This is a genomic window from Paenibacillus sp. 1A_MP2 (genome assembly GCF_052244825.1).
GTDB lineage: Bacteria > Bacillota > Bacilli > Paenibacillales > Paenibacillaceae > Paenibacillus > Paenibacillus vandeheii.
Genome location: NZ_JBQQCS010000001.1, coordinates 3,263,505 through 3,281,761 on the forward strand (window position 1 = coordinate 3,263,505; position 18,257 = coordinate 3,281,761).

Below are 18,257 nucleotides of genomic sequence, written 5' to 3' on the forward strand. Positions count from 1 at the left end.
ATCATCGTTACGGAAGAAATGGAACAGCAACCTGTGAGGGACGCGGCGGATGGCCGAAACATGAGGCGGTGGCACGAATCAGTTGCCTGACCGCCTTATTGCTCCTTCCGGTACAGCGTCTCTTCCTGACAACATTGGAACGGATGGAGGATACTCATGGCTCAGTATACGCCAATGATTCAACAATATTTGCAAGTGAAGGCCGAAGCGCAGGACGCTTTTCTTTTTTTAGATTAGGTGATTTCTATGAATTGTTCTTTGAGGATGCGGTCAATGCTTCCCGTGAGCTTGAAATCACATTAACAGCTCGCGCTGGAGGTGGAGAAGATAAGATCCCGATGTGCGGCGTGCCTTATCATTCGGCTGACAATTACATACAGCGCTTGATTGAAAAAGGATACAAAGTGGCCATCTGTGAACAGATGGAAGATCCAACGGTAACCAAAGGCATGGTACGGCGTGAAATTGTACGAGTCATTACACCGGGAACGGTGATGGAAGGCAAGACATTGGGGATAAGTCCAATAACTATATGGTTTGCCTGACAGGAAACCAGAACACACTTGCACTGGCTGCCTGTGACTTGTCTACTGGGGAACTCTACGTGACCTCAGTTCCATACTCCCAAGAATGGCTCAAGGATGAAATCGGGATCTACGAACCTTCGGAACTGGTGGGGATGCTGCGCTGCTGGATACGGTGGCTACCCAGGCATCTCCAATTGGTCGACCTGTGGTGTACACGCCGTGGACGAAGAGTAAAGAAGATTTGGTGCGTCAGCAATTCGGCGAAGCGGTATGGGCACGTCTGGAGCCTGAACGCCAAGCGTGTATAGCGCGTCTTTTCTCCTATTTAAGTGAGACACAGAAGCGTTCACTCGGACAATTGACACAGGTTTCAACGTATGAGCCTGACCACTTTATGATACTGGACCCGTTTACTCGGCGTAACCTGGAACTGGTGGAAACCGTACGTGAGCGTTCCAAAAAAGGTTCGCTGTTATGGCTGCTGGACCGCACAGAGACGTCCATGGGTGCACGAATGCTGCGTCGTTGGGTTGATAAACCCTTGCTGCAAAAAGGAAAAATCAATGAGCGTTTGGAAGCGGTAGATACACTGTATAACCAGTTTATATTGCGGGAAGATCTGCGTGCTGAACTCAAAGACATCTATGATCTGGAACGTCTGGTGGGTCGAATTGCCTTTGGTAACGCTAACGGACGGGATCTGAATGCACTCAAGCTGTCATTGGACAAAATTCCGGGGCTGCGTCAGTATTGTGCAGATTCGCCTTCCACAACGCTGCAGCACATTGCTAGTGTTATGGATGATTGCAATGATTTGCGAGATGCAATCGGTCAGGCAATCGTTGATGAGCCGCCTGTGTCGGTACGAGATGGTGGCTTAATTCGCGAGGGGTATCATGAGAGGCTGGACGAGCTCCGGGAAGCATCGGTGAATGGCAAGCAGTGGATTGCAGAGCTGGAAGCCAGAGAGCGCGAAGCGACCGGCATTCGTTCTCTGAAAATCGGTTACAACAAAGTATTTGGATACTATATTGAAATTACCAAGTCGAATCTGGCTTCTTTGCCGGAAGGCCGTTATGAGCGGAAGCAGACTCTTGCCAATGCCGAGCGTTATATTACGCCCGAACTGAAAGAGAAGGAAACACTGATTCTCGAAGCGCAGGACAAGATGGTCGATATTGAGTACGGCTTGTTCGCGGAATTGCGTGAACGGCTCAATCAGGAAATCGCCAGGCTGCAGAAGTTGGCTGAGCTGGTCGCTGAGATTGATGTGTATCAATCCTTTGCGGTCATCAGTGCAGAGCGCAATTTCGTAAAGCCTACATTGACTGATGGGTATGATCTGGTCGTGGAACAGGGACGTCATCCGGTGGTTGAAGCGGTGATGCGAGATGGAGCTTTCATCGCCAACAATACTGCAATGCAGAAGGACGAGGCGCACATTCTGCTGATTACCGGTCCGAATATGGCGGGGAAAAGTACGTATATGCGGCAGGTGGCACTGATTTCGATTCTGGCTCAGATTGGCTGTTTTGTGCCGGCAGGACAAGCTGAAGTGCCGATCATGGATCGCATTTTCACACGAATTGGTGCAGCAGACGACCTCATTGGCGGGCAAAGTACGTTTATGGTGGAGATGGCTGACATTCAGGTGATGACGGATAAAGCAACACCACGCAGTCTGATTATTATCGACGAATTGGGACGTGGAACATCCACTAGTGAAGGTATGGCCATTGCTCAGTCCGTTATTGAATATGTGCATGATATCATTGGCTGCAAAGCGCTTGTATCCACTCATTTCCATGAGCTTGCTCATCTGGAAGAGAGTCTGGACAAGTTGGCGAATTACTCCATGGCCGTTCAGGAGAGTGGGGACAAGGTTAATTTCCTGCGCAAATTGATTGCCGGGGCTGCCAGCAGCAGCTATGGGATCTATTGTGCACGGCTTGCAGGTCTGCCAGACAGCATCATTGAGCGGGCGAATGGCTTGCTGCACGGTTTCGAACATGCGGCAGCCCAAGTTGCAGTCGGCAGCGAATATGCAGGGAATAGCAAACAGCAGATTGGCGTTGATGTGCGAGGCGGTGCGGAGTTCCAAGCTGCAGATCATTCGTCATTGATCCGGGAGAGCGAGTCTGCGGTACCTGCCGAGTTCACAGTTTCGAGTGAAGATTCAGCAGGTAAACAAAACGACAAGAAACAAAATGGCAAGCAGCAGTCGGGCTCCAAACATGCGGACGTGGTTCAACTGTCCATATTTGGTGATGACGAGCCAAGTGTAACTCCGAAACCGGATGTGGTTGCGGTTGACAAGCCCGCCCGGGAGTTTATCCGTCATATGAAAGATATTGATGTCATGAACATGACGCCGCTTCAAGCGATGCAGATATTGAATGATCTTAAGTTGAAGGCACAGCAACTATCCTGAGTATAGGGGAGGGGAAAACCTGTGGCGAAAATACATGTACTTGATGAACATATTGCCAACCAGATTGCGGCAGGTGAGGTCGTTGAACGGCCTGCTTCAGTTGTCAAGGAGTTGTTGGAAAACTCGGTAGATGCAGGTGCCACCAAAATTGAAGTAACAGTGGAAGAGGGCGGCCTGCTCAGCATTCGTGTCAAAGACAACGGTTCCGGTATCGAGGCTGAGGATATGGAAACAGCCTTTTATCGTCATGCAACCAGCAAAATAGCCCAGGGCCGCGATTTGTTCCAAATCACAAGTCTTGGATTCCGTGGAGAAGCCCTGGCGAGTATTGCCGCTGTATCTAAGGTAGAAGTGTTATCGGCCAGTGGAAATGACGGGCGAGGGCGCCGTATCGTAATTGAGGGCGGCAAACTTTGCTCCCATGAGGATGCAACCTCACCTCAAGGCACAGAGTTTGCAGTGAAAGAACTATTTTTCAATACGCCTGCCAGACTTAAATATATGAAAACGATCCAGACCGAGCTGGGTCATATCTCGGATGTACTTTACCGAATGGCGATGTCTCATCCAAACATTTCGTTTAGGCTGCGTCATAATGAGAATGTGCTGCTTCAGACGCTGGGGAACGGGGATCTGCTGCAAGTGGTGGCAGCGATCTATGGTACAAGTGCTGCCAAAGCGATGCTCCCGATCCAGGGTGAAAATCTGGATTATCGTGTGAGCGGGCTCATCAGTTTGCCGGAATGGACTCGTGCCAATCGTGGCGGCATGTCAACCATTGTGAATGGACGATATATTCGGAATTACGGTCTCAATCAGGCTATTCTAAAGGCGTATCATACCTTGCTGCCTATTAATCGGTATCCGCTTGTCGTGGTGCAATTGGAAATGCATCCGTCCCTGGTCGATGTGAACGTACATCCGGCGAAGCTGGAAGTTCGTTTCAGCAAGGAAGCAGAGCTGTACGAGTTTGTTGAAACTACACTGCGAGGTATATTGCGGCAGGAAGTGCTTATTCCACAGGTAACCAAGCAGCAAATCAGACGTGGAGACAACAGTTCCTTTATTCAGGAGCAATTCCTCTTTCCAAGAGGTCCTTTGAAGGATGAAACCGAATCGGCAGGTTATGGGCAACAAGGTCCGTTGGGGAAACAGCCTGAGCTTGGTAAATTGACTCCTGAGGATGATGATCTGGATGCTCCGGCCGATGTGCAATCAGGTCCTGATGGAAATGGTATGGGTCAGATGTTACCGTTGCCTGAAGCTCCACCTGAGATACCGCCCTCCTATGATCCATTTGGGATGATAAGCGGGGAATCAGGATCTAATGTACTGAAGCATAATTATAGTGATAACGAAAATTCCCATAGCGGTCCAGCTTCTGCTGTGAGTGGAAATAACGGTGCTGCTGAAGATCGTGCTTCGCAAGATGCCGCACCTTCCGTAGAGGATAATGGGCCATCTGCTCCTGCTACACAGGGTGCTGTTTCTGCCTATCGTTCCCATTCGGTGAATTCTCCGGTTAGAGAAGGTCGTTCATCTTATAATCCGTCTGCGCTGGGTGCAAAAGGAGAGCGGAGCTGGAAGGCTGCAAGTTTACCGGACCCGGCAAGACTGGCATCTGCTGTTAAATCAGATGTTTCGATGCCTGCATTTCCTGAATTAAGCCTGATTGGACAGCACCATGGGACGTATTTGATTGCCCAAAATCAAGACGGTCTATATCTGATCGATCAGCACGCGGCTCATGAACGAGTGAATTATGAGTATTACTACGAGCAGTTTGGCAATCCGGCTCAAGCTTCGCAGGAGCTGCTGCTGCCCATTACACTGGAGTTCACACCATCCGAGACCGAAAAGCTCAAAACAAGACTGGCTTGGTTCGAGCAGGCAGGTGTGTATTTGGAACATTTCGGCGGACAGACCTTCCGGTGCGTTCCCATCCGTTCTGGTTCCCCAAAGGGGATGAGAAGGACATTATTGAAGAGATGTCAGAATGGGTTCTGAGTGAACGTAGTATTGATGTTGCCAAGATGAGAGAAGCGGCGTCCATTATGTGCTCCTGCAAGGCTTCTATCAAAGCCAATCAGAAATTGACGGATCAGGAGGCGGAAGTATTGATTCAGCGTCTTGGTTCCTGCCGTCAACCATATACTTGTCCACACGGGCGACCGATTGTGGTGTCATTTTCAACCTATGATCTGGAGAAATTGTTCAAACGGGTCATGTAGCTATTTAGGAGGAAGTTATGTATATTACAACCGGTGAAAAGGAAGCAGGCCACCTTGTGGAACGTGCACGAAACCTTGCGGAAACAACGGGAGGGACCTATATATCGCGCCAAAAAATGTCTTTGCCTGCACTGGTCGCACATTATGGGATAGATGAGGTTCTGGTTGTACTTCAGGGTAAAGTACGTTTGTTTCGTCCGGATTCACCGCTGCTTGAGTTCCACCCCAGTATGGGATTTGTACGCGCCAAACGTGTGTTAAATGGAGAGGCTGACCCGATGCTGGAGGCGGGGGCTGTACTTGAAGGGGATACCGTTATCGACTGTACAGCAGGATTGGGCACGGATGCACTGGTATTCTCGGTTGCAGTAGGCAAAAGTGGCCGAGTGATTGCATGCGAAAGTTCCCTTCCGCTTTATACGCTGCTAGTAGAGGGAATGTCCCAATATGAGAGTATTAAGCCTGCGGTAAATGAAGCTTTCCGGCGCATTGAGCTGCGTCATGCAAATCATCTCGATTTACTGCGCTCCTTGCCGGATCGAAGCTGTGACACGGTCTATTTTGACCCCATGTTCCGTGAACCGATGATGGATTCAAGTGGCATCAAGCCTTTGCGGGATTATGCAAATCACAATGCATTGGATGAACAGAGCATTATTGAAGCGAAAAGGGTTGCCCGCAAGCGGGTGGTCATGAAAGAGAAGCGCGGCAGCGCGGAGTTTACGAGACTCGGTTTTGAAGTACACGACCGGGGCAATGCAAAAACACTGTACGGAGTGATTAATGTTGAAAGCGGAAGTTAAACCGAAGCTGCTTGTGCTGGTCGGACCAACAGCTGTAGGCAAAACGAGAATGAGTATTGAGCTTGCACAGGCGTTCAATTGTGAGATTATTTCAGGGGACTCCATGCAGGTATATCGCGAAATGGATATCGGGACGGCCAAAATTACTCGCGATGAAATGAAGGGTGTACCCCACCACCTCATTGACATCCATGAACCGGAATACCCCTATTCGGTGGCGGAATTTCAGGAGAGCTGCACACGTCTGATTGGGGAAATTCATGAGCGCGGCAAGTTGCCTTTTATTGTTGGGGGTACCGGTCTGTATGTGGAATCGGTAAGTTATGGCTTTCAATTCTCGGACAGCGGCTCGGATGAAGCGTTTCGGGATGAACAGTTCCGTTATGCCGAGCAGTATGGCCCGCAGGCGTTACATGATAAGCTAAGGGTCATTGATCCAGTTAGCGCAGAACGACTGCATCCGAATGACCAGCGACGAATTGTTCGTGCACTTGAGATTTATCACCTCACAGGTGAGAAGTTATCCGAGCAGCTGGCTACCCAGAAAAAGAGTCTCCATATGACCTGCTCATTGTGGGTTTGACGATGGATCGTCAGAAACTGTATGCCCGAGTGGAAGAGCGAATTGATCTTATGATCGAGCAGGGGTTGGTAGACGAGGTCAAGTCATTACTGGAGCGCGGCGTAGCGAGAGGGCATATCTCCATGCAGGGACTCGGCTATAAGGAAATTGCGGCTTATCTTCAGGGTGAAGTAAGCTGGGAGGCTGCTGTAGAGTGGCTGAAAAGGGATACGCGCCGGTTTGCCAAGCGGCAATTGTCCTGGTTCCGTCATATGAAGGACATTGAATGGGTAGATATGACGGATACCGAAGATTTTGCAGGCAATTATGCCCACGTATGTGAGCTGATCAAACGCAAATTTGACTGAATATAGAAGGTGGGTATTGCCACCTGTTTAGGACTATAGAACCTCTATCTTTTAGAAATGAAAGGTAGAGGTTTTTTATATGAAATCGTGATTACAATAAGGCAGTTATAGGAAGCCTGTGAGGATTCTATTGAAGAAAATTGTTGTAAAAAAATAACATAAATATTAAAATAATTAAAAAAATAAAATATTATAAAATGCGCTTGTTAGTTTGGGTGAAAGGCTTTACATCGGAAGGGGGAGATTGTATGAGTGCGGAACCGAGCGGAGTGGCAAGTTTATATTTCTTTTTCTCAGGATTATTTGGAATTGGGTTTGCCATTGCGGGTCTAGTTGCCTTGATTTGGTTAATTATCGTTCTAATCCATACCAATACATACCTGAAACTCTTAATCGAAGATAGAAGAAATCGGCAAAATATGACGTTAGCCAGCGAAGAAGGGAAACCGTTTACAGGTCAGGAGAAGTGAAGAGGAATGCAGGCGAAAAGGGAGAATTTGTCCCTCTTTTGCAATTCCGGCAAGCGGTGTATAATGGATAAGTCTTCTAGTTGCAGGCGAAGCGTTGGCAAAGGTGCAAAATAGCAGACAAGGGGTTTTTGTGGATTATATGAATCCGTTCATGATATAATAGCACGAAAGCTACTCAGCGATATTGAATATTACTTAAACACGAATTCAAATGAACCAATGGGGGTACGGCTAATGAACAAGTCCATCAACATCCAAGATACGTTCTTGAACCAACTGCGGAAAGAAAACATTCCAGCTACGGTCTATCTGACCAATGGCTTTCAAATCCGCGGAACGATCAAGGCATTTGACAATTTTACGATCGTCATTGACAGCGACGGACGCCAGCAAATGGTCTACAAGCACGCCATCTCCACGTTCACGCCGCAACGCAGCGTATCGCTGATGCAGCAAGATAATAGCGGCGAAGCTTAAAAAATTACGAAACCTTTTTATCAACCATTTCGTCTACACGTATAGGAATTGAAACAGAGCAACCTTAATAAGGGTTGTTCTTTTCATTCCGGGGTAAATAAGCTTTATAGAAGCTTGAGCCAGCAGACGAATAGAAATTATGCAACCGAAAGGGAGTCAGGAGGTAACATGCCAAACGATCCGTTGTCGAGGTCTAACAATCGCAACAGTAATAACAAGTCATCCAAAAAAGCGAAGCCAAAGACCTCTAAAAAGAAAAAAATTACGGGTAAACGCGTTGGATGGACACTGTTTTTTACCATGGCAATCGCCATATTCTGTGCACTTGGCGGATATTTATTTATTATGGTGAGTGGGGAAAAGCTGCTCAAAGCCAATATGGACAAAACAACAATCAATGAAACTTCGAAAGTATATGATCGCAACGGACAGTTAATGGGCGAGTTGTCCATTCAAAAGCTGGAGCCAGTCAAAGAAGAGGATATTCCGGAATTAGTAAAGGAAGCCTTTGTTGCGACCGAGGATAAACGATTCTACGAGCATCAGGGCGTGGATATCTGGTCCATCGGACGGGCGGCGGTAAAAGACGTCATGGCCCGCTCCATGGTGGAGGGCGGCAGTACGTTGACCCAGCAGCTTGCGAAAAATATGTTCTTGTCCCGTGACAAGACCTTCTTCCGTAAAGCAACGGAAGTATCCATTGCGATGGCATTGGAGCGCAAGTACACAAAAGACGAAATTCTGACGATGTATTTGAACCGGATTTTCTTCGGGCATCAGCGTTATGGGATTAAGGCAGCGTCTGAATTTTATTTTGGGGTATCTGACCTTAACAAATTAAAAATTTGGCAAATTGCTACGCTGGCAGCGATGCCTAAAGGGCCTTCTGCCTATAACCCGTTGAGCAATCCCAACGATTCCAAGGCACGCCGCGCCGTGGTATTGCAGCTGATGTATGAGCAAGGTTATATCACCAAGGCGGAGATGGATGAAGCCAAAGAAGTAGATTATGACTATACTCCACCTGAGAAAGAGCAGAAGTATCAAGCCTTTATTGACTATGTTCTGCGTGAAGCGGAAAAAGTGACTGGTAAAACGGAGGATGATCTGAATATCGGCGGGTACAAAATTTACACGACGATGGATGCTCAGGCTCAAACAGCCATGGAGAGTGCGTTCTCGGATGATAGCTTGTTTGAGTCAAGTAAAGATGATCAACCCGTTCAAGGCTCCATGGTAATTATGAACCATGAAAATGGTAGTCTCGTCGCTTTGCTGGGCGGACGGGATTATCAAACAAAGGGCTACAGCCGGGTAACACAGAGTCGCAGACAGCCTGGATCGGCATTTAAACCGATTGTGACTTATGCACCTGCACTTGAGTCAGGTGATTACAATGCAAACTCACCTCTCAGTAATGAAAAGCAGTGCTTCGGGAATTACTGTCCGGGTAACTTGCATGGTTATTCTTCAACCATTAGCATGACGGATGCCATTACAAAATCGGAGAACATCCCGGCAGTATGGCTCTTAAATAAAATTGGTGTGAATACAGGTGTTCAGTTTGCAAAAAGCGTAGGTATTCAGCTTACGGATGAAGACAAAAACCTGGCGATTGCGCTGGGTGGTCTTAGCAAAGGTACGAATACGCTGGAAATGGCGCAAGCCTATAGTGCATTTGCCAATCTGGGTGAGTACCAGCAGGCGTATTCCATTAAGGAAATTAAGGATAGTTCCGGGAAAACGACCTTTAAACATGATAAATCGGATACAACACGTGTCATGAGTGAGCAAAATGCATATTCCCTGACGCAGATGCTGCAAAACGTGGTGAATGACGGTACAGGTCGTTCCGCACGTCTGGATCGACCGGTTGCTGGTAAGACAGGAACCGTTCAAAGTGGTATTTCCGGCAACAGTGCCAACCGTGATGTTTGGTTTGTCGGATACACGCCAGAATGGACTGCTGCAGTATGGATGGGTTATGACAATCCTGATGCAAACCATATGCTCAAGAATAGCAGTAAGCTGTCAGCGGCGTTCTTTGCCAAGGTTATGGGGGATGCGTTAAAAGGAGTGCCTGTGAAGGACTTCAAAACTCCAGCAGGAGCCCAGACACCACCTCCGCCGGAAAAAGAACCAGAGCAACCATCGCTTTCTGTTAGCGGGTTGAATGGTTCTTACGATCCATCTACACAAACGGTGTCACTGAACTGGACTGCAACAGGCGATTCGTCAACACAGTATCGGATTTATCGGAAAGAATCTTCCGAAGGACAGTTCACCCATCTCATTGATGCTGTAGGTTCGACCAGTGCACAAGATTTAAGTGCGCTCCCTGGGCTTACTTATGAGTATTATGTAACAGCCTATGATCTTGCCTCTGGACTGGAGACGGATCCGTCCAATACCATATCGCTGATGATTGAAGCGGAGGAATTGGTACCGGAACAGCCAGATACGGGCACGGAGCCAGGAACGGAACCGGGGACCGGACAGCCGGGAACAGAAAATCCGGACAACGGTTCTCCGGGGAATGGAAGTTCTGAGGGGAACAATGGCAACGGCAACGGCAACGGAAATGAAAATGGCAACAATGGTAACGGGAATAATGGAAACAACGGCGGGACAGGTCAAGGTAACGGACAGACCGGAGAAGGAAACACGCCGCCTGGACAGGGAACAACAGAACCTGGAGGTACGGGTGAGGGTTCCAATGATGGGTCTGTAACGACACCGGGTGAGGTAGTCACACCACCAGATAGTGGAAACAGCGGTAACACGGGTGAGACGAATGCACCGCCAGATTCCCAAGCTGGAACCGGTGGTTAATGAGAATAAACCGCATTAAATAATTACAACCAAAAGCCTGCTCCCTGACGTTGGGGATGCAGGCTTTTGGGTTTGTGTAATGTTTGGAGTGGAACAAGAGCCCTGCAACAGATGGGACAAAGCTTGATTTTGAGTGTATAACTTAAATATGGTAAGCTGTAACTATTCGTAATACGTTGTGCAAAGTCGATTCAGGGACTTGTGGAATCGGTAATGCGGACGGTATTCGCTGTTCACCAATATTCAGCAGGTCACGGACCTGTAGTCGGCAAAGAGGGGTTCGTATGAAACGGAAATTCGGGGACCGCGCGAACTGGCGCCGGATTACGAACCGACAATTTACATGCCGGTTCGTTCAATCCAAAATTTTCACAGGTTACATTACGCTGTATACGATACAAGATTTGAAAGAGCCTTTGTGGAAAACCTATGGAGGAAGTACCTTCTGCATTGCGGATAAAGGTTATTCCTGGCTGCAGTATTATCCCAAAGGCGAGCATTTTGTTGTAACGGCTATGTTTGACGATCAGGAGCGGATTGTTGAATGGTATATTGATACTTGCCGCAGTCAGGGCATAACTGATCAGGGTGTTCCGTGGTTTGATGATCTGTATCTGGATGTCGTCGTCCTGAAGGATGGAGAAATATTTTTGCTGGACGAGGATGAACTTGAAGATGCTCTTTCACGTAAGCACATTACGACGGGGGATTACGATCTGGCTAACCGGACAGCAAAGGACTTGTTGCATGCCATTGATGCACATGTGTTTCCTTATTTCCAACTGTCTCTGAAGCATAGACAAACCCTGTTTGAGAATGGGGAGTTCAGAAAAAATATTCAGATTTGAGTCATGGAAAAGTCGTAGAATTCTTCATCATCCTTCTAATATTAGAGCACCTGATAGAATACATTAATAATCAGGAGAGTTCAGCCCGATAAAATAGAGGTGATGGCGAATGAACGGACGGGTCATGGCTGCAGGAGGGCAACCGGGAGGCAGACCATCCAGACAAATTAATGTTGTTTTGCGTAACCAGGAGCCTCAGATGCTGGTCAAAGAAGAAGAGACGGCAATACAGGCAGCAAAAGGCTTAGCCAAGCATGCGCACTTTCAGGAAATTCAAGGTGAATTGGAGCAACTGGTTGGACTGGAAAATATCAAGGATTTGGTATTTGAAATCTATGCTTTCTTACAGATTGCCCAGATGCGTACCGAAGCAGGACTGATAAGTGGGGCGCACGTGTATCATATGATTTTTAAAGGCAATCCGGGAACTGGAAAAACAACGGTAGCACGGATCGTTGCGAAGCTGTTTCAGAAGATGGGAGTTCTGAGTAAGGGTCATCTCATTGAAGTGGAACGTGCAGATCTGGTCGGGGAATACATCGGGCATACTGCACAGAAAACGAGGGATTTGGTCAAGAAGGCTTTGGGAGGAATCTTGTTTATTGACGAGGCGTACAGTCTGGCTCGCGGGGGCGAGAAGGATTTTGGGAAGGAAGCTATCGACACACTTGTGAAATCAATGGAAGATAATAAGAATCAATTTATCCTCATCCTGGCTGGATACTCGGAAGAGATAGATTTTTTTCTGCAGACCAACCCCGGATTACCTTCCCGTTTTCCGATCCAGGTTGAATTTCCGGACTATAGCATTGATCAATTGATTCAAATCTCTGAAATTATGGCCAAGGAACGTGACTATATTCTCATGCCACAGACCATACTCAAATTAAAGCAGCATCTGCTTCAGGAAAAAAATGAGTCTCTTCATGCGTTCAGCAACGCCCGATATGTCCGAAATGCCATTGAACGATCGATTCGACATCAGGCCGTTCGATTATTGGAGCAGTATACCCAGGGGAATCCGGGAAAACTAGAGCTGATGACCATCCGCACAGAGGATTTGAAGTTTGAGCAAAAGTAAGCGATAATATAATTTTTAACGCAGCCGGCCGGGTTAACCGGTTTCGGCTTAAAGCATGCCATGTAAGCATGGTGACACAGAATATATGCGGAGACGTAGTAGAAGGAGTGAATATACACGATGACAAATGGCACACATGATACAGATATGGTGAAGAAGGATCGCGCCGTGTTGGTGAGTCTGGTTACCGATGAGGTCAAACGTTCGGGTATTAACCCGGAGTACTCCCTTGAGGAGTTGGTAAAACTCGCCGAGACGGCAGGCGTGGAAGTGCTGAGTGTATTGTCACAGAACCTGAAAACCCGGGACACCAAATGGTTCATTGGTAAGGGGAAAGTGGAAGAACTTCGTGCAGTGGCTGAGGAAATGGGAGCAACAACAGCTATTTTTGACCAGGAGCTGTCCGGTGCTCAAGTTCGTAACCTGGAAGAAGCGTTGGATCTCAAAATTATTGACCGCACCCAGCTGATTTTGGATATCTTTGCGCAGCGCGCCAACACAAGAGAAGGTATTATCCAGGTTGAGTTGGCTCAGTTGAGCTATTTGTTACCACGTTTGTCGGGTCACGGGAAGAATTTGTCCAGACTTGGTGGCGGAATTGGAACGCGGGGTCCAGGTGAAAGTAAACTGGAGACGGATCGTCGACATATTCGTGGCCGTATAGATGACTTGAAGCGTCATTTGGAAGAAGTGACGCGTCATCGCAAGCTGCACCGGGAACGTCGTAAAAAGACGGGGATCGTTCAGGTAGCCCTTGTAGGTTATACGAATGCGGGTAAATCGACCTTGCTTAAACAATTAACGGCGGCAGATGTGTACATTCAAGATCAGCTGTTTGCCACACTGGATCCGACCTCACGGACGATGGAACTGCCAAGTGGTAAAGAAATCGTACTCACAGATACGGTAGGGTTTATACAAAACCTTCCTCATGATCTGATTGCCGCTTTCCGTGCAACGCTGGAGGAAGTGAATGAAGCGGACCTTATATTACATGTGGTCGATGCATCATCTGCAATGCGTGAAGACCAGATGAGAACGGTACACACGATTTTGCAGCAACTGGGTTCAGGGACAAGCCTCAATTGGTATTGTATAACAAAAAGGATGCTTGTACACCGGAGCAGCTGGAAATGCTTCCTTTGGATAAAGAACATATCAAAGTGAGCGCTCTGGATGCAGATGACTTGCTGAAAATTCGTGAGCTTATCCAGGCTGAATTGACTGGCGCTACCAAACGGTTCCGTATTCCGGCTGACCGTGGTGATCTTACATCTGTACTTTACAAAATTGGTGATGTAGTTGAGACCACATTTGAAGATAATGATGTAATTTATGAAGTGGAACTGCAAAAAGGCGAATATGAAAAATTCGGTTATTTACTTGAAGATTTCATACAACTGTAACGTCGATGACATATTTGTATGATAAGTTGACACGATAATTGATATTTGACGTCAGATTCGTGCTATGAAGGGGAATGAAGCAAGATGGCAAGTTTTGATTCAGAGATTATTGAACTACAACAACAGGTTGAACGTCAAATTGAAGGGCAATTGCAACAGATTGACCGTATCACCGATCATAACCAATGGAAAGTAATTAATGCTTTTCAGCGTAGAAAAGTCAGCGATTTTCACTTTGCGGGTTCAACGGGGTACGCTTATAACGATCGCGGGCGTGAGGTACTTGATGAAGTGTATGCCGATGTGTTCGGTGCAGAGGCGGCACTGGTGCGTCCCCATTTTGCATCAGGTACACATACCATTGCTACGGCTTTGTTTGGCGTACTCCGTCCAGGCGACGAATTGTTGTACATTACGGGTAAGCCCTATGACACATTGCATAAGGTCATTGGCAAGCCTGGTGATGGAACAGGATCGTTACGGGATTTCGGCATTGGCTATCAAGAGACGGCTCTGTTAGAAGATGGCGGAGTAGATTGGGTGGCGGTAGAGAAAAGTATCAATGCAGCGACAAAAGTCATTGGTATTCAACGCTCCAGAGGATATGATTGGAGATCTTCCTTCTGTATTGAAGAAATCTCTGATATGGTTACACGTGTAAAGGCGATCAAGGAAGATGTCATCGTTTTTGTGGATAACTGTTATGGTGAATTCACGGAGGAACGTGAACCAACTGAAATTGGGGTGGACCTAATGGCAGGTTCACTGATTAAAAATCCCGGTGGAGGTCTGGCGGAAACCGGTGGATACATATGCGGGAAGGAAAAGTACGTACAATTGGCTGCCTATCGTTTGACTGCGCCCGGAATCGGCGGTGAGGTTGGCGCGATGTTGGGAACAACTCGTGGCATCTACCAAGGACTTTACATGGCTCCGACAATTGTAGGACAGGCCATTAAAGGGAGCACATTCGCTGCGGCGATGTTTGCTGCATCCGGATTTGTAACCAAACCGGCATGGAACGAGATGCGTACAGATCTGATTCAGGCTGTACAATTCAGTACGGCCGAGCATTTAATTGCCTTTGTGCAAGGAATACAGCGGGCTGCTGCAGTAGATAGCCATGTAGTTCCTGAACCGTGGGACATGCCGGGTTACGAGCACCCTGTCATCATGGCGGCAGGTACGTTTATACAGGGTGGAAGTCTGGAATTGTCAGCAGATGCACCTATCCGTGAGCCTTATATTGGCTATATGCAGGGTGGTTTAACATACTCTCATGTTAAATATGGCGTTTTGATGGCATTACAGACGATGAAAGAACGCAAATTATTGTGAGTTTATCTAACACATCATTGACACTTAGTAATAACTAACTGTACAATAGAGTGAAGAAAAGATGACTGGAAGGTTGATGAATGATGGGTGACGAAATTCGCAGAAATATGGCCTTATTCCCGATAGGTATTGTAATGAAACTTACGGATCTGTCCGCGCGTCAGATTCGTTATTATGAGCAGCACAGCTTGATTGTTCCTGCGAGAACGTCAGGTAATCAGCGTTTGTTCTCTTTCAATGACGTAGAACGATTGCTGGAAATCAAGGCTCTGATTGAAAAAGGAGTTAACATCGCGGGTATTAAACAAGTGATGAATCCTGTATCCAAGGAGTCAGAAGAAGCGACTGTTATTACACCCGATACGGAAGTGAAACGCAGAGAACTTTCGGACTCCCAACTGCACCGTCTGTTGAAACAACAACTGGTGTCAGGTAAGAGACCTGGACAAGTATCTCTCATTCAGGGAGAGCTTTCCCGTTTCTTTAATAAAAAATAAATTCGTATAACCTCGTAGGTCAGGGGAAATCCTGCTTTTAGGTAGGAGGACTCCTTGACCCATGCAATATTCTAATGTACAAATATAACAGGCAAGCCAATTACGGAGAGAAGAAAGGGAGAGGGTATCGTGAGTTTTACTAAAGAAGACATACTACGCATCTCAAAAGAAGAAAATGTACGATTCGTTCGTTTGCAATTTACCGATTTGCTTGGAGCAATCAAAAACGTTGAAATTCCTGTGAGCCAACTTACCAAGGCTCTGGACAATAAAATGATGTTTGATGGTTCTTCCATTGAAGGTTATGTTCGTATTGAAGAGTCCGACATGTACCTCTATCCGGATCTCGATTCTTGGCTGATTTTCCCTTGGGTAGCCGAGAACCGTGTTGCTCGACTGATTTGCGACGTATATCTTCCGGATGGTAATCCGTTTCCAGGAGATCCGCGTGGCATCTTGAAACGAAACCTGAAAGAAGCCGAAGAAATGGGATTCACTTCCTTCAACGTCGGTCCTGAACCAGAGTTCTTCTTGTTCAAAACAGACGAAAAAGGAAACCCGACTAACGAACTGAATGACCAAGGTGGATATTTCGACCTTGCGCCTACGGATCTTGGTGAAAACTGTCGTCGTGACATCGTTATCACACTTGAAGAAATGGGCTTTGAGATCGAAGCTTCCCACCATGAGGTAGCTCCAGGTCAGCATGAGATCGACTTTAAATATGCTGATGCTCTAAAAGCAGCAGACCAGATCCAAACGTTCAAACTCGTTGTTAAAACGATTGCACGTCAGCATGGTTTACATGCTACCTTTATGCCGAAACCGCTGTTTGGTATGAACGGTTCCGGTATGCACTGTAACCAATCCTTGTTCCAAGGCAAAGTGAACGCATTCGTAGACGAGTCGGACGAGCTGGGTCTGAGCAAAACTGCACGTCACTTCATGGCTGGAACTTTGAAGCATGCGCGTGCGTTTGCAGCAATTACGAACCCAACAGTGAACTCATACAAACGTCTTGTACCAGGTTATGAAGCCCCTTGTTATGTAGCATGGTCCGCCAGTAACCGTAGCCCAATGATCCGTATTCCAGCTTCCCGTGGTCTGAGTACACGTGTTGAGGTTCGTAATCCGGATCCGGCTGCTAACCCTTACTTGGCTTTGGCTGTTTTATTGAAAGCAGGTCTGGACGGAATCAAACGTGAGCTTTCCTTACCAGCTCCGATTGACCGTAACATCTACATCATGTCAGAAGAAGAGCGTGTGGAAGAAGGCATTCCAAGCTTGCCAGCTGACCTGAAAGAAGCATTGAACGAATTGATCCGCAGCGAAGTTATCTGTGATGCTCTCGGCGACCACGCCCTGGCTCACTTCTATGAGCTGAAAGAAATTGAGTGGGACATGTATAGAACACAAGTCCACCAATGGGAACGCGATCAATACATTACATTGTACTAATAGCTCAATCCCTTGGCGCTCTAGCGCTGAGGGTTTTTTCTTTTTGTGGGCAAGGGAATGAAATTGACGATAAAAAGTAATGTCCCCCAAAATGGCTCCCAAAAAATAATGGTGATCAAGCATATCATTCGTGAATGCTTAACTTCCTTCATCAGCTTATTCGTTAATTAAAAAAGCCGGATAGAATATTATTCTATCTGGCTTTATATCTATAGGTCTTAGTCCTTAATTTCTGATAAATAGTAATCATATAACCCATCAATAGAAGAGCTAGAAAGTAAGTGAGTGGCTGCTTCAATCCATTCTCTCTTCCAATCAAACCAGCGCATTTCAATTAACTTCGTGATTTCTTCTTCTGAGAAACGCTTCTTTACTTCTTTTGCAGGATTGCCACCAACGATCGTATAAGGGGCAACATCTTTTGTTACAACAGAACCTGCTGCAACAATTGCACCTTCACCAATGGTAACACCTGGCATAATCATGGCATTCATGCCGATCCATGCATCGCTTTCGATAACGGTATCTCCTTTGGGTGAGAAGGAATGGCTAATTTGATCAGCAAACGGATAAACAGTGATCCACTCCGCATGATGATTGTTATTTCCTCCCATAAGAATGACGACACCGGCTGCGATACATACATAATTACCAATAATTAATCGATCTAATTGCCATCCAAATTCCTCAATCGGATTGAACAAGCTCCTCGATTTTTCATCTCCCCATAAATATCTCACACATCCGTCTTCAAAAGAAGAATTGTTATCGTAATAACCAGAGTAATAGGAGTAATCGCCGACTTCAATTAATGGATTAGTTACAATATCCTTCAAATACTTAATATCAGACCAGTGACTAAATTGGTTTATATTCATTTTAATTTCCTCGCTTCTAAGTTATATCTGGGCAACTTAGAAGCTTGATA

The 18,257-nt window shown here is 46.7% G+C and carries 10 protein-coding genes and 4 pseudogenes; 13 read left to right on the top strand and 1 reads right to left on the bottom strand.

Going from position 1 to position 18,257, the window contains the following annotated elements:
• Positions 1-156: 156 nt before the first annotated feature.
• The 13 genes and pseudogenes from mutS to glnA all read left to right on the top strand — a co-directional run bounded on the left by mutS (position 157) and on the right by glnA (position 17,329).
• Positions 157-2,958, top strand: a pseudogene (gene mutS, locus ACTWJ7_RS16010) (DNA mismatch repair protein MutS).
• Positions 2,959-2,979: 21 nt separating this feature from the next.
• A pseudogene (gene mutL / locus ACTWJ7_RS16015) lies at positions 2,980-5,189 on the top strand (DNA mismatch repair endonuclease MutL).
• Positions 5,190-5,206: 17 nt separating this feature from the next.
• Entirely contained in the window at positions 5,207-5,992 is a 786-nt protein-coding gene (locus tag ACTWJ7_RS16020) for a class I SAM-dependent methyltransferase (protein WP_094937262.1), read from the top strand.
• Positions 5,976-6,922 (top strand): annotated as a pseudogene (gene miaA / locus ACTWJ7_RS16025) (tRNA (adenosine(37)-N6)-dimethylallyltransferase MiaA). The gene ACTWJ7_RS16020 and the pseudogene miaA overlap by 17 nt, the downstream one beginning before the upstream one ends.
• Before the next feature lie 248 nt (positions 6,923-7,170).
• Positions 7,171-7,392 carry a hypothetical protein gene (locus ACTWJ7_RS16030; RefSeq protein ID WP_301877370.1) on the top strand — a complete coding sequence of 74 codons (222 nt, stop codon included), beginning with the start codon at positions 7,171-7,173 and terminating at the stop codon, positions 7,390-7,392.
• Between the two features lie 234 nt (positions 7,393-7,626).
• On the top strand, positions 7,627-7,869 hold the full coding sequence (hfq, locus tag ACTWJ7_RS16035; RefSeq protein WP_017687918.1) for an RNA chaperone Hfq: 243 nt from the start codon (positions 7,627-7,629) through the stop codon (positions 7,867-7,869).
• Between the two features lie 168 nt (positions 7,870-8,037).
• On the top strand, positions 8,038-10,701 hold the full coding sequence (locus ACTWJ7_RS16040) for a PBP1A family penicillin-binding protein (RefSeq protein ID WP_301877355.1): 2,664 nt from the start codon (positions 8,038-8,040) through the stop codon (positions 10,699-10,701).
• Positions 10,702-10,985: 284 nt separating this feature from the next.
• Positions 10,986-11,549, top strand: a complete 564-nt coding sequence (locus ACTWJ7_RS16045; RefSeq protein ID WP_024630470.1) for a DUF402 domain-containing protein — start codon at positions 10,986-10,988, stop codon at positions 11,547-11,549.
• Positions 11,550-11,658: 109 nt separating this feature from the next.
• The gene (locus tag ACTWJ7_RS16050; protein ID WP_024630469.1) at positions 11,659-12,630 is read left to right on the top strand and encodes an AAA family ATPase; all 972 of its coding nucleotides are present in this window, start codon (positions 11,659-11,661) and stop codon (positions 12,628-12,630) included.
• Positions 12,631-12,750: 120 nt separating this feature from the next.
• Positions 12,751-14,036, top strand: a pseudogene (hflX, locus tag ACTWJ7_RS16055) (GTPase HflX).
• A gap of 84 nt (positions 14,037-14,120) precedes the next feature.
• Positions 14,121-15,374: a methionine gamma-lyase family protein gene (locus ACTWJ7_RS16060; protein ID WP_285080109.1), complete on the top strand. Its 1,254-nt coding sequence runs from the start codon at positions 14,121-14,123 to the stop codon at positions 15,372-15,374.
• A gap of 83 nt (positions 15,375-15,457) precedes the next feature.
• Positions 15,458-15,871 carry a MerR family transcriptional regulator gene (locus ACTWJ7_RS16065; RefSeq protein WP_024630466.1) on the top strand — a complete coding sequence of 138 codons (414 nt, stop codon included), beginning with the start codon at positions 15,458-15,460 and terminating at the stop codon, positions 15,869-15,871.
• Positions 15,872-16,000: 129 nt separating this feature from the next.
• Positions 16,001-17,329: a type I glutamate--ammonia ligase gene (gene glnA, locus ACTWJ7_RS16070; RefSeq protein WP_024630465.1), complete on the top strand. Its 1,329-nt coding sequence runs from the start codon at positions 16,001-16,003 to the stop codon at positions 17,327-17,329.
• Positions 17,330-17,547: 218 nt separating this feature from the next.
• Here glnA and ACTWJ7_RS16075 read toward each other — a convergent pair whose 3' ends face one another.
• Positions 17,548-18,207: a CatB-related O-acetyltransferase gene (locus ACTWJ7_RS16075; RefSeq protein ID WP_301877352.1), complete on the bottom strand. Its 660-nt coding sequence runs from the start codon at positions 18,205-18,207 to the stop codon at positions 17,548-17,550.
• Between the last annotated feature and the right edge of the window lie 50 nt (positions 18,208-18,257).

What these genes read in the sequence shown, in the direction of transcription:
- ACTWJ7_RS16020 (WP_094937262.1), top strand. Translation starts at nt 5,207, where the DNA reads ATGTATATTACAACCGGTGAAAAGGAAGCAGGCCACCTTGTGGAACGT.
- ACTWJ7_RS16030 (WP_301877370.1), top strand. Translation starts at nt 7,171, where the DNA reads ATGAGTGCGGAACCGAGCGGAGTGGCAAGTTTATATTTCTTTTTCTCA.
- hfq (WP_017687918.1), top strand. Translation starts at nt 7,627, where the DNA reads ATGAACAAGTCCATCAACATCCAAGATACGTTCTTGAACCAACTGCGG.
- ACTWJ7_RS16040 (WP_301877355.1), top strand. Translation starts at nt 8,038, where the DNA reads ATGCCAAACGATCCGTTGTCGAGGTCTAACAATCGCAACAGTAATAAC.
- ACTWJ7_RS16045 (WP_024630470.1), top strand. Translation starts at nt 10,986, where the DNA reads ATGAAACGGAAATTCGGGGACCGCGCGAACTGGCGCCGGATTACGAAC.
- ACTWJ7_RS16050 (WP_024630469.1), top strand. Translation starts at nt 11,659, where the DNA reads ATGAACGGACGGGTCATGGCTGCAGGAGGGCAACCGGGAGGCAGACCA.
- ACTWJ7_RS16060 (WP_285080109.1), top strand. Translation starts at nt 14,121, where the DNA reads ATGGCAAGTTTTGATTCAGAGATTATTGAACTACAACAACAGGTTGAA.
- ACTWJ7_RS16065 (WP_024630466.1), top strand. Translation starts at nt 15,458, where the DNA reads ATGGGTGACGAAATTCGCAGAAATATGGCCTTATTCCCGATAGGTATT.
- ACTWJ7_RS16075 (WP_301877352.1), bottom strand. Translation starts at nt 18,207, where the DNA reads ATGAATATAAACCAATTTAGTCACTGGTCTGATATTAAGTATTTGAAG.